The 11,741-nt window shown below is 63.5% G+C and carries 7 protein-coding genes and 1 pseudogene; 3 read left to right on the forward strand and 5 right to left on the reverse strand.

Annotated features, from left to right (window positions below):
* Nucleotides 1–330 precede the first annotated feature (330 nt).
* Together C0456_RS18495 and C0456_RS18500 are read left to right on the forward strand one after the other, a co-directional pair.
* Nucleotides 331–2,091, forward strand: a complete 1,761-nt coding sequence (locus C0456_RS18495) for an acyl-CoA dehydrogenase C-terminal domain-containing protein (protein ID WP_040110216.1) — start codon at nucleotides 331–333, stop codon at nucleotides 2,089–2,091.
* Between the two features lie 65 nt (nucleotides 2,092–2,156).
* Nucleotides 2,157–3,815: a long-chain-fatty-acid--CoA ligase gene (locus C0456_RS18500; protein WP_040110217.1), complete on the forward strand. Its 1,659-nt coding sequence runs from the start codon at nucleotides 2,157–2,159 to the stop codon at nucleotides 3,813–3,815.
* Nucleotides 3,816–3,820: 5 nt separating this feature from the next.
* On the opposite strand, the pseudogene C0456_RS18505 reads toward C0456_RS18500, so the two are convergent.
* The 4 genes and pseudogenes from C0456_RS18505 to C0456_RS18520 all read right to left on the reverse strand — a co-directional run.
* Nucleotides 3,821–4,033, reverse strand: a pseudogene (locus C0456_RS18505) (IS630 family transposase); the annotation flags it as partial.
* 142 nt (nucleotides 4,034–4,175) lie between these two features.
* Nucleotides 4,176–7,457: an efflux RND transporter permease subunit gene (locus tag C0456_RS18510; RefSeq protein ID WP_040110218.1), complete on the reverse strand. Its 3,282-nt coding sequence runs from the start codon at nucleotides 7,455–7,457 to the stop codon at nucleotides 4,176–4,178.
* Nucleotides 7,454–8,554: an efflux RND transporter periplasmic adaptor subunit gene (locus tag C0456_RS18515; RefSeq protein ID WP_052209044.1), complete on the reverse strand. Its 1,101-nt coding sequence runs from the start codon at nucleotides 8,552–8,554 to the stop codon at nucleotides 7,454–7,456. The genes C0456_RS18510 and C0456_RS18515 overlap by 4 nt, the downstream gene beginning before the upstream one ends.
* 1 nt (nucleotide 8,555) lies before the next feature.
* On the reverse strand, nucleotides 8,556–9,131 hold the full coding sequence (locus C0456_RS18520; protein ID WP_052209045.1) for a TetR/AcrR family transcriptional regulator: 576 nt from the start codon (nucleotides 9,129–9,131) through the stop codon (nucleotides 8,556–8,558).
* Between the two features lie 106 nt (nucleotides 9,132–9,237).
* On the opposite strand from C0456_RS18520, the gene C0456_RS18525 reads away from it, so the two are divergent.
* Nucleotides 9,238–10,641, forward strand: coding sequence for an efflux transporter outer membrane subunit (locus tag C0456_RS18525; RefSeq protein WP_040110219.1), 1,404 nt, complete (start codon nucleotides 9,238–9,240; stop codon nucleotides 10,639–10,641).
* A 524-nt stretch (nucleotides 10,642–11,165) separates the two neighbouring features.
* On the opposite strand, the gene C0456_RS18530 is transcribed toward C0456_RS18525, so the two are convergent.
* A complete protein-coding gene (locus tag C0456_RS18530) occupies nucleotides 11,166–11,735 on the reverse strand; it encodes a recombinase family protein (protein WP_011607925.1) in 570 nt (189 codons plus the stop codon).
* Nucleotides 11,736–11,741 lie beyond the last annotated feature (6 nt).

Here is an 11,741-nt window from a genome sequence, read left to right on the forward strand (position 1 = left end):
TCAGGTTCGCTAGGTGGAGCGCCCGCGCTGACCCGGCTCGACATCGATCCCATTCTGACGAGCGTTGGGGTTACCCTTCGTTTTTGAATATATATTCGAATACATCGCATGGAAAACTATATGTTGACCCTAATGATGCACCGCCCATTGCGTATCCCGCAGGTCATTCAACATATGACGGAGTAAAATGACGATGGTGGAATTGTTGCCTAGTCGATCTAAGGGGGTTGTCAATGGTCTGGGTGAGGAGGCACAGGCCGTCACCTTTAAGATTTGATTTGTGCTCGCCCCGGCAAGCCCCTGCGAAACTGATCTTCCGAGAATGATACTATGACTATTTATACCGCTCCCGTCGCGGATATCTCCTTCCTGCTGCGGCGGGTGTTCGGCTTCGACGCGATCATGGCCAGCCTACCTGGCTATGAGGAGGTGAATACAGAGCTCGCCGTCACTATTATGGAGGAGGCTGGCAAGTTCGCAACCAGTGTACTGGAGCCGCTGAACCGCCCAGGTGACGAGGAGGGCTGCACGCTCGAAAACGGTGTCGTCACCACCCCCAGCGGCGTTGCTGCCGCTTACCTCGCTTTCGCGGAGGCTGGCTGGTGCTCGCTCTCGGGCGACCCTGCCTATGGTGGCCAGGGTCTGCCGCGGGTGCTACAGATTCTGCTCGACGAGATATTGTCCTCGGCCAACCTGTCCTTCGGACTGTTTCCCGGCCTCACCCGCGGGGCGGCAGAAGCCATCGGCCATCATGCTTCAGCGGAATTGAAGGCAGCCTTCCTGCCGAAGATGATCTCCGGCGAGTGGACTGGCGCCATGGCGCTGACGGAGTCCTCCGCCGGAACCGACCTTGGCTTGCTTTCGACCCGGGCCGTGCCGAACGCTGACGGCTCCTTCGCTATCACCGGCACGAAGATTTTCATTTCCTCCGGCGATCAGGATTTCGGCGGCAACATCGTCCATCTGGTGCTTGCCCGCCTGCCGGACGCGCCCAAGGGCGTGAAAGGCATCAGCCTGTTCCTCGCCCCGAAATTCCTGGTGAATGCCGACGGCAGCCTTGGTGCACGCAATTCCATGAGCGTCGGTGCACTGGAGCGCAAGATGGGCATTCATGCGCAGCCCACCTGTTTGATGAACTATGATGGCGCTACCGGCTGGCTGGTGGGACAGCCGGGCCGCGGACTGAATGCCATGTTCACTATGATGAACGCGGAACGGCTGTTCGTCGGCATCCAGGGCCTCGGCATCGCCGAAGCAGCCAATCAGAAGGCCGTCGCCTATGCCAAGGAGCGCCTGCAGGGCGGCGGCAGCGACGGCACGCCAGGCCCAGTGGCAATTATCGACCATCCCGACGTGCGCAAGATGCTGCTGTCGGGGCGCGCCTTCGCCGAAGGCGCGCGCGCCCTCGCGATATGGACGGCGCTGCAGATGGATATCGCCGACCGCCATACGGATGCCGCAGTGCGAAAGGAGGCTGACCTCCTCGTGGCGCTCATGACGCCGGTGGTAAAGGCCGCCTTCACCGATTTCGGCTTCGAGACCGCGGTGGCCTCCCAGCAGGTGCTGGGGGGGCACGGCTACATCCGCGAATGGGGAATGGAGCAGTATGTGCGCGATGCCCGCATCGCCCAGATCTACGAAGGCACCAATGGCGTTCAGGCCATGGACCTCGTGGGACGCAAGCTCGCCCTCGACGGCGGCACGCTGACCCAACGCTTCTTCGCCCTGATCCGCGCAGAACTCGACGCCGCGCTGCCAACCGCCGGTGAAGGGCTGGTGGCGCCCGTGGCGCAAGCCCTGGCGCGGCTGGAGCGGGTGACGCAGCGCCTCGCCGGGAGTGGCGGTGGAGCGGAACTGGGTGCGGCGGCCACTGACTATCTGCGCCTGTTCGCTCTCGTCTCCTTCGGCTGGATGTGGGTGCGCATGGCCGCCGCCGTGCCGGCCCTGGACGAGGCGACGGCTGTGGAAGTGCGCAAGACCGCCCTTGCCCGCTTCTTCGTAGAGCGCATGCTGCCGCAGACGCTCGGCCTGGAAGCCGCACTCGCCAGCGGCGCGTCCTCGCTCATGGCGCTCGACGCCGACGCCTTTTGAAGATCTGGCCGAGACGACCGACGCCCGGAACCCACGCACAAGCACCAAATAATCGGAGGGAAACAATGCTCGGAACCATGATGGACGTGCCGCTGCTGGTGTCAGGGATACTGAGGCATGCTGAGGCGTATCACGGTGACGCCGAAGTCGTATCCGCCACGATGGAAGGCGGCCTCCACCGCTACACCTACGCGGACCTCGCCCGGCGCAGCCGACAGCTCGCGAGTGCGCTCGCGCGCATGGGTCTGGAGACCGGAGACCGCGTCGGCACGCTGGCGTGGAACGACTATCGGCACATGGAACTGTATTACAGCGTGTCCGGGTCCGGCTTCGTGTGCCACACCATCAACCCACGGCTATTCCGCGAGCAGATAGCCTACATCATCGAGCATGCTGGTGACAGCGTGCTGTTCTTCGACCTCACCTTCCTGCCCGTCATCGAGGAACTGGCGGACCAGTTGAATGGCCTGAAGGCGGTGGTGGCGATGACAGACACAGCGCACATGCCTGAATCCGACATCCTCGCGCAGAAGCTGCCAGACCTGAAGTGCTACGAGACCCTCATCGACGGCGAGCAGGACAGCTTCGACTGGCCAAGCTTCGACGAGAACACTGCCTCCGGCCTGTGCTACACCTCGGGCACCACGGGTGACCCCAAGGGCGTGCTCTATTCCCACCGCTCCAGCGTGCTGCACGCTATGGCCATCACTGCGCCGGATGCGCTGGGGCTCTCTGCCAATGACGTGGTGTGCCCCATCGTCCCCATGTTCCATGTAAATGCATGGGGCCTGCCCTTTGCAGTGCCCATGGTGGGCGCCAAGCTGGTACTGCCCGGCGCGCGGCTCGACGGGGCGAGCCTGTACGCATTGTTCGAGGCGGAGGGCGTCTCGTCCACCGCCGGCGTGCCCACCGTGTGGCTCGGCCTCTTGGATTGGATGGACGGCCACGCCAAAGAGTTTACCTCTCTCAAGCGGGTGATCATCGGCGGGTCGGCGGTACCAGCCATCATGATCAGTCGATTTCACCACAAGGGGGTGGAGGTGCGACAGGCCTGGGGCATGACGGAGACCAGCCCTCTGGGCCTTTCCGCGGCGCTGAAGCCCAAGCACCGTCTCCTGCCCGCAGAGGATCGTTTGGCGCTGGAATGCAAGCAGGGCCGGCCGGTGTTCGGCATGGAGTTCCGTGTGGTCGGCGGCGAAGGGCGCGAGGTGACGCACGATGGCAGGAGCTTCGGCTCGATGCTGGTGCGTGGACCGTGGGTGGCCGCGGCCTATTTCAACGCCGCCGCTGGCTCCGCCCACGAGCAGTATCCAGGCTGGTTCGACACCGGCGACGTGGTGACCATAGACAAGGACGGTTTCATCCAGATTGTCGACCGCACCAAGGACGTTGTGAAATCCGGTGGCGAGTGGATCTCCTCAATCGATCTGGAAAACATCGCCCAAGCTCACCCAGCCATAAAGGAGGCGGCCATCGTCGCCCGGCCGGACACCCGTTGGGGAGAGCGCCCGGTGCTGGTGGCAGTGCTGAAGCCCGGTGCCGAATTTAGCCGTGCCGAAATGCGTGCCCATTACAAGGGCAAGACCTCCAAGTGGTGCGTGCCGGATGATCTTATCATCGTTGACGAACTGCCGCACACCGCCACCGGCAAGCTCTCCAAAAAGGACATCCGGCAAATTGTATTGGAAGACCCTCGTACCTTTTCCTCGGAGTGGCGAACATGAGAACGGATTACTTGCAACGTTTGGTGTCCGCGCCTGACGGCGGCGATGTTTGATCGGAATCGGCTTTCTAGACGAAGGGGTGCGGGTCATAGGTGTTGTTCCGAGATAAAACAGTTGATGGCGTCCTGCAGATCGACGACGGAGTGGAATATGCCGTTTTTCAACCGCCGTCGGGTGAGCTTGGCATAGAAGCGTTCGACAGCATTGAGCCATGAGCAAACGTTAGCAAATCCTATCCCGGTTTCCACCAACCCGGCCGCAGGCCAGTCAGTGTCTCCCTCAATCCGAGCGCTTGGTGGTCAGTTCGTATCAATTGCCGGATTTGCCGGTGACGACGCGCCATCGAAGATCCGGGGCGCTTCATATCCGCAAGAACCTCTCGTAAAGAAGGGGTACGACAAAGATGGTGAGCGCGGTCGAGGCAAGCGTACCGAAGATAAGCGAGATGGCGAGGCCGCCGAACACGGGGTCGGGAAGCATGATGGCCGAGCCCAGCACAATGGCAAGCGTAGTCAGCAGGATCGGGCGCAGGCGCACGGCGCCGGCCATGCGGGCAGCCTCCGCGAGAGGCATGCCATGCTTCTGGTTGTCCTGAATGAAGTCGATAATGAGCAGCGAGTTACGGATCACCACGCCGGAGAGTGCGATGATGCCGACGATCGAGGTCGCGGAGAAGTCGGTACCCAGCAGCCAGTGCCCCGGAAAGATACCAATGATCCCGAGTGGCACAGCGGACATCGCGATCAGCGGAATGAGGAACGACTTGTAATAGGCGACGAGCAGGAAATAGACTGCGGTCAGCGCAGCGCCGAGCGCCATCAGCATGTCGCGGTAGATATCGAGCGTCATGCGCATTTCACCATTCCAAAGAAGTTGGTAGCCGTTGATGATATCAGGCGCGGCCTCGCTGAGGCTGAGATTACCGATGGCGAGTGGCTGGCCGTCGGGCGCGTGCATCCTGGACAAGCGGCGGTTAAGATCGAGCACGGCATAGACCGGCACGCTGTGCGAGAGTTCTCCCCCGATGAAGATCACGCGCTCATTGTCCTTACGCTGGATCGGCTTGTCGGCCTCGGTCGGAGTGCGTCGGACGAGTTCGGCCAACGGAATCTGACGTCCCTCCCGACCGGTCACATAGAGACCCTCGAGTTGGGACGGCGCAGGCTGCTCTGCTCGCGGCACATAGGCCCGGATCGGAACGGGATTGCGCTCAGGATCGATATGCGCGCGCCCGACTACCTGACCATCGTAGACGAGGCCCAGGACATTAGCGATATCCGCGGCCGATACGCCGGAAAGTGCCGCTTTTTCACGGTCTGGCACGAAGCGCCATTGCGCCACGTCGGTGGGCTCGCTGTTTGAGATATCGACCATGTCGTAGGTCTTGGCAAACTCGGCTTCGACCTGTTTAGCCAGTCGACGCAGGCCTACCAGATCCTCGCCGTGTAACTCCGCCAATACCGTGGCGCGCACAGGCGGCCCCGGCGGATCTTCGACCAGCCTCACCTGGGCGCCCGGATAACGGGCACGGATGGCATCGACCTTCGTGCGCAACTCGCGAACAAGCATGATCGAACTTTCCGAACGATGTTGCTTGTCCACAAGGTTGACGCGGATTTCGGCGACATTCTCGCCCGTTCGAAGCGAGCTGCCCTGCATCAGCCCATTGAAATCCGGGACGCCGGCCTGTCCGATCCAGTTCTGATAGTTCGTCACCAGCGGATCAGCGGCAAGAAGTCCGTCGATCTCATGGACCATCCTGGCCGTGTTTTCGACCGGGCTGGCTTCGACCATGGTGATGACGATGTTGAAGGTGTTCTTGTTGTCCTTGGGCAGAAAGCCCATGGCGACGCCGAGCGGGGGCACTGGCCCGCCCACGCCGGATGGGCGGATGAACTGCCAACCGCCTTGCGCCGCCGATAGGAGCAGAGCGAGGATTGCACCGATCATCAGGGCCCGGCGCGCGCTCGAACGCTCCTGCAACGGCTTGATCAGCCAGAGATAGACGTCCCGCAACTTGTCGGGCTTGCGCTCCTCATGGGTGTTTGCCTCTGATTCTGCCTCGCTTCCATCATCCAATATGCCGCCGGTCGGAGCCGGTCGCTTGACCCAGCGGTTCGCCGCCCATGGGGTGACGATATAGGCGACGACGATGGAGGCGAGCATCGCGATCGGGACATTGTAGGCGATGGGGTAGAAATAATCGCCAGCCATGCCGGTCACGAGCAGCAGCGCCGCGAACACCAGCATCACGGCAAAGGTCGCGAGATTGGTGGCGCCGCCGATTTCGTTGGTGGCGAGGACGGTCACGTCCTCCTTCGCGGCCGTAGAGTGGCCATGATAATGGCGGTGGATGTTCTCGATGACGACGATCGACGCATCGACCAGCAAGCCCAGCGCCAGGATCAGCGCGAACAGAGTGATGCGGTTGATCGTCACCCCGCCAAGCAGATCGGCGCCAAGGGTGATCGAGAAGATGACGGGCACCGTCACCGAAACGATCAGCGCCTCGCGCCAGCCGAGGAACAGCAGCATGATGAAGCTGACGGTGATGAGCGCGATCGCCAGATGCTCCATCAGCCCGTCGACGGCCTCGTCGGCTTTCTGGCCGTCGTCCCGGGTGGTGACGACATGGACCGCGCGGGGGATGAAGCTCGCCTGCATCCGTTCGACTCGGTTGGCCACGGCTTCGGACACGGTGACGGCATTCTCACCCTTTTTCTTCGCCACGGCGATGGTGACCGCGGGCATTTCGCCTTCGCCCAGCTTGGCGCGAGGGTCGCCAGCCGCGAAGGCGAAGCGGCTGAGATGCATGATCTCGTCGCGCGGGCCGTCCGACACCGTGGCGACATCGCCGATCTTGATCGTGCGGCCGTTGCGCACGCCGATCACCAAGTCACGAACCGCTGCCGCCGATCCCAGTTCGCCGGCATAGCGTAGTCGTTCGAGTTTGCCCGCCTCCACCGGTCCCGACAGGTTAAGGCCTACATCGGAGGCGGCCAACGCTCCACGCGCTTCGGCGAGCGATATCGAGAAGGCTTGGAGCCGGACCGGATCGAAGGCGACATCAATCTCGCGGTTGCGGCCACCATAGACGGACACCACCGAGACGCCTGGCGTGCTCCGAAGCCGTTCGGCCACCGAATCCGCCAGTCGCTTGAGCCCGTAATCGTCATAGGTGGGGGAAGCGAGCGTCACGGTGACGATGGGCACGTCGTCGGCGTCGACGGCCTGGATCAACGGGATACCCGCGTCCGCTGGAAGCCGGCCACGGTTGGCGATCACCCGGTTGTAAAGCTTGACCAGCGAATCTTCGGGCGGCTGGCCGACCTTGAACTGGACCTGCACCATGCCGACGCCGGGCTGGGCCACGCCATAGCTGTGATCGACGCCGGTCATTTCGCTGAGCACGCCTTCGAGTGGAGCGACCACCAGCCGGTCCACCTCCTCGGCAGTCGCGCCAGGCAGCGCCACTGTCACCATCGCGCCCGGTACCACGATTTGGGGATTTTCCTCGCGCGGGGTCAGCGCTACGGCCAGCGTTCCCAGCAGCAGCGAGGCGAGCAGGAAGACGATGGTCAGCTTGGAAGTGATGAACGTCTTTGCGAGGCGGCCCGCGAGATTGAGCGGGGCTTCTGTCATCGCGCCGCTCCGTCGGCAAGGCGCGCGCCGTCTCGGACAGTCGGGTCGACGCGGGCCAGGATGCGCTCGCCTGTCGAGAGGCCGGAGGTCACGACGACACGATCACCAACAGGGTCGCCCAGCCGCACCCATCGGAAGGTGACGCGCTGGTCCTTGCCGACCACGAACACGCCGGTCAGCCCGCCGCGATCGGCGACCGCGGCGGCAGGGACGGAAACAGCGCTTCCGCTATTGCCCTGGTCGCCCACCGAAGGAAGCCGGACACGTCCGAACATGCCTGGCATGATCCCGCTATCGGCGGGAAGGACGACCTCAACTGTATAGCGCCGCGTCGCGGGATCGGCCGAGGGGACGACGCCCCGGACCCGGCCGGTCACGGGGCGATCCTCTCGCCCGTCGAGCAGCACCGGAACCGTCGAGCCGGGCGCGAATAGCCCGAGGCTCGCCTGGGGAGCGGCAAAGCGGAACAATAGTCGACCCCGGCTTTCCACGGTCACCAGCGGCGAACCGGGCATCACCATGTCGCCGTCGTGAATCTGCCGGGAGACGACGACACCGTCGATCGGGCTGACGATGGAGGTATAGCTGCGATCCGCTTGCGCTGTGGCGAGCGCCGCCTGTGCTTGGGCGACTCCGGCCACCGCCGCGTCGTTGCGGAGCTGCTCCTTGCGATAGGCATCCGTTGCGAGGGCCCCGCTCTGGGCGAGTGGTGCATCGCGCGCGACGTCGCCACGTGCGTCATGCTGCTCGGCGAGAGCCGCATCCAGCCCGGCGCGTGCGCGGCGAACCGCGGCCTCGGCTTGCCGGGCGTCTATGGTCGCCAGGATCTGTCCGCGCCTGACAGGCTGGCCATCGTAGAGACCTGCCGCACGGATCGTACCCGAAGCGCGAGCGACGAGTTGTGCCCGGTCATCGGCTTCGACGGTGCCGCTTGCCGTGGCGCCGTCCATCGATGCCGCCGGAGAAGCGGTCGTCACCGGAAGATCGACCGCCGGAGGTTCCGCCGATTGCGACGCTTCGTGTCCGCTGCCGCAACCTGCGAGCAGCAATGGGAGTGACAGGGCAAGCGCCTTCATCGGCGGGAAATCGCGGCCCATGTCAGGCCTCCACCGTCGCGGGTTGGATCAGGGCTAGGAACCGCGCCACCACCCGATCCACTGTGTCGGCTGTCTCGCTTTCTCCGGTCAGCCCGGGCGCTAGAGGCAGAACCAGTACTTGCCCCAGGGCGAAGCCGACTAGCGACAGCGCGACTTCCCTGGCGGGCACGTCCAACCTGCCTTTCCGCACTGCCGCGACGATGGAATGAAACGGCTTTTGGAGCACTGTGCGCGAAAGGGCGGCGATGCGGGCTTCGTCCCCGTCCAGCAATTCCCGATAAAGCAGACGGGCGAAGATCCGGTCGGTCATGAGCATCTGGACGAACCATCGAACGAAGGCTTCGATCTGGTTCGAGGGATGCCGGGCCAGCCACGCATCCAGCTCCTGGGCGCGGGCCTCGAACACCGAGGCAAGCGTGGCCTCGATCAGGTCGGCCTTGTCCCGGAAATGGTAATAGAGGTTGGCCTGCGTCACGCCGACCAGCTTGGCGATGTCCCGCATCGACACGGCCTTATAGCCGCGCTCCGCGAACAGGCGGGCGGCTGTGTCGAGCAGTTGGGATCGCATATCGGACATCAGAAAAGCTCACTTGTTGAACGACCGTTAAGTGCGCTAGTAAGCGATTCGCCGATGGCTGTCCAGCGGGCTTGTGCCGAGGCGATCCGAACCGGAGATTCTGCCAATGCGTGTGCTTCCTCTTGTCCCGCCGCTCCTGCTGATACCGATGCTCGGTGGATGCATGATGGGGCCGAATTTCCATGGGGCACCGCCGCCGCCGGCTTCGATGAGCAAGACCTTCGTGCGCGCCGATCAGGCCGCGATGCCGGTACCGCCGCAATTGACGCCATGGTGGCGGACCTTGAACGACCCGCTTCTCGATCAGCTGATCACACGCGCGCTGTCTTCGAACCCGTCCATCGAGGTGGCCGAAGCGCGCGTCCGACAGGCGCGATCCCAGATGCGCGGCGCGCGCGCGGCCCTGGCGCCGGTTGTCGGCGCCGGGGCCGGTGCGGGGAATATCCAGGCACCGGGGTTGGTGACGGGCGGAGAGGCCAAATCCTCGTCGCTGTTCCTCGCGGGGTTCGACGCGCTGTGGGAGATTGATCTCTTCGGCGGCGCGCGACGGAACATCGAGGCGACGCGCGCGCAATTCGGCGCGGCGCAAGCCGATGCGGACGATACGCGTCTCACTCTGACTGCAGAGATCGCGCGCCAATATATCGCGCTGCGCGCAAGCCGGCAGCGTCTGGAGATTGCCCGCTATTTGCTCACCAACCAGCAGAAGATCGCCGATCTCACCGCGCAGCTCGAAGGGGCGGGCAAGGTGTCGCGTATCGAGCGCGAGCAGACCGACCGCGGCGTGGAGGCCAGGCGACAGACGGTTGCTGCCCTGGAAGCGGAAGTGAACGATCACAAGGACGCGATCGCCGTGCTGGCGGGAGAGGCACCGGGTGCGCTCGACACCATGCTCGATGGGCCCGGCACGGTTCCGCTTCCTCCGGTCGAGGTGGCGGTAGGCGATCCTGCGGCCATGCTTGCACGGCGTCCCGACATCAGGGCAGCCGCGCAACGTCTTCACGCCGCAAACGCCGGTATCGGCGTGGCGGAAGCTGCCCGGATGCCCAGGGTCAGCCTTGCCGGCGTAGTCGGTCTTGGCGGCGCGCTGAAGGGCGATATCACGAGTGCGGACAATCTCTGGTCGGTCGCGGGCCCGACGATCCAGTGGAATCTGGCCGACTTCGGGCGCGGGCGGGCAGGTGTGGATCAGGCTGTCGCCGGTCGCGATGAGGCTGCAGCAGGGTATCGCGCCACGGTGCTCGCCGCCCTCCAGGATGCGGAGGGCTCGCTCAACCGGTTCGGCGAAGCCCGCAAGATGTTTGCGATGCAGGCGCGCAATGGCCTATCAGCCGTTCACAGCAATGACCTTGTCCAGCAATCCTGGCGCGTGGGGCGATCTTCCGCGCTCGTGGCTCTGGCCGCCGAAAATGAGCAATTGGCGGCAGAAGATCTCCTGGTCCAGGCTCGCATGGCTCTGACAACGCAGTTTGTTGCGCTCCAAAAGGCGTTGGCGATGGGGGTGAACTGATAACCGTCGAGTCTGGGAGATGATAACGGATTGTATATCATCTTCTCTGGCGGCTGCATGTTACATGGTATTTGATGCGGGTGATCTCGTGTTCGTCGGCTTTTGCATCGTAAGAGCGGTGTCTCACACCCACCTTGTGCGTGTGGGGGTGAGTGCTGTGGCGCGTCGCCATGGGTTGGATCCGTCGCAGATTTGCGCCTGGCGCAAGAACTTGCATCGGCAGTTGGTGGACCACAGATTGGCGCCGTTAGCGGCAGAGCCGGTCTCCGAAACGTTTGTGCCAGCACTGATCGAACCGACCGTTCCACCGGCACCTGCCGCTTCTCCAACTCCGGCGCGACGCGGCAAGCGGCGACGGCCATGGAACTGGAGATCGACGGCGTTGCGGTGAAGATCGCGAGTGGCGCCGATGCTGGAATGATTGCGGCCGTGATCGAAGCGGAGGGCATAGCGTGGAAAGTACGCTAAACAACGCTAAGCGAGAACGCATGGCGAACGCTCGATGCGAACGGACGGGCGCTTAATCAGGCGGGCCGTTCGATTCCCATCCTACGCATTTCGCGATAAATGGTCGATCGGCCGATGCCGAGTTGCCGCGCTGCTTCGGTAGGCGAGATACGAGCTTCGACCAGCTTGATGGCCGCATCCACTTTGGACATGTCCAGCGGCTGACGGCCAGGCTGTTTGCCCTTAGCACGGGCGGCGGCAATACCATCTCTGGTTCGCTCAGAAATCAGCCGTCGCTCAAAATGGGCGATGGCCCCAAACACATGGAAGATGAGCTCGCCGGCAGCTGACGAAGTGTCGATCTTTTCTTCAAGGCTCAGGAGCGCGATGCCCTGACCGCGTAGCGTCTCAACCGTGGTGAGAAGTTCGGCAAGCGAGCGCCCAAGCCGATCGAGGCGGACCACCGCCAGCGTGTCACCCTTGCGGGCATAGGCGATTAGCTCAGCCAGACCGGGCCGTTCCATGCTCTTACCTGAAATGACATCGGTGAAGATTTTGATGGCGCCAGCCTTCTCCAGACGCATGGTCTGGCCCGCAACGTCCTGATCGCCGGTGCTGACGCGGGCATAGCCCAGAATATCACCCATGCCGCA

It is taken from the genome of Hyphomonas sp. (genome assembly GCF_013823385.1).
In the GTDB taxonomy this organism is placed as follows: Bacteria; Pseudomonadota; Alphaproteobacteria; order Caulobacterales; family Hyphomonadaceae; genus Hyphomonas.

Bases quoted from the DNA above. Each gene is read 5' to 3' on its own strand.
- C0456_RS18530 (WP_011607925.1), bottom strand. From the start codon at position 11,735: ATGGGTGATATTCTGGGCTATGCCCGCGTCAGCACCGGCGATCAGGAC.
- C0456_RS18520 (WP_052209045.1), bottom strand. From the start codon at position 9,131: ATGTCCGATATGCGATCCCAACTGCTCGACACAGCCGCCCGCCTGTTC.
- C0456_RS18500 (WP_040110217.1), top strand. From the start codon at position 2,157: ATGCTCGGAACCATGATGGACGTGCCGCTGCTGGTGTCAGGGATACTG.
- C0456_RS18510 (WP_040110218.1), bottom strand. From the start codon at position 7,457: ATGACAGAAGCCCCGCTCAATCTCGCGGGCCGCCTCGCAAAGACGTTC.
- C0456_RS18495 (WP_040110216.1), top strand. From the start codon at position 331: ATGACTATTTATACCGCTCCCGTCGCGGATATCTCCTTCCTGCTGCGG.
- C0456_RS18525 (WP_040110219.1), top strand. From the start codon at position 9,238: ATGCGTGTGCTTCCTCTTGTCCCGCCGCTCCTGCTGATACCGATGCTC.
- C0456_RS18515 (WP_052209044.1), bottom strand. From the start codon at position 8,554: ATGGGCCGCGATTTCCCGCCGATGAAGGCGCTTGCCCTGTCACTCCCA.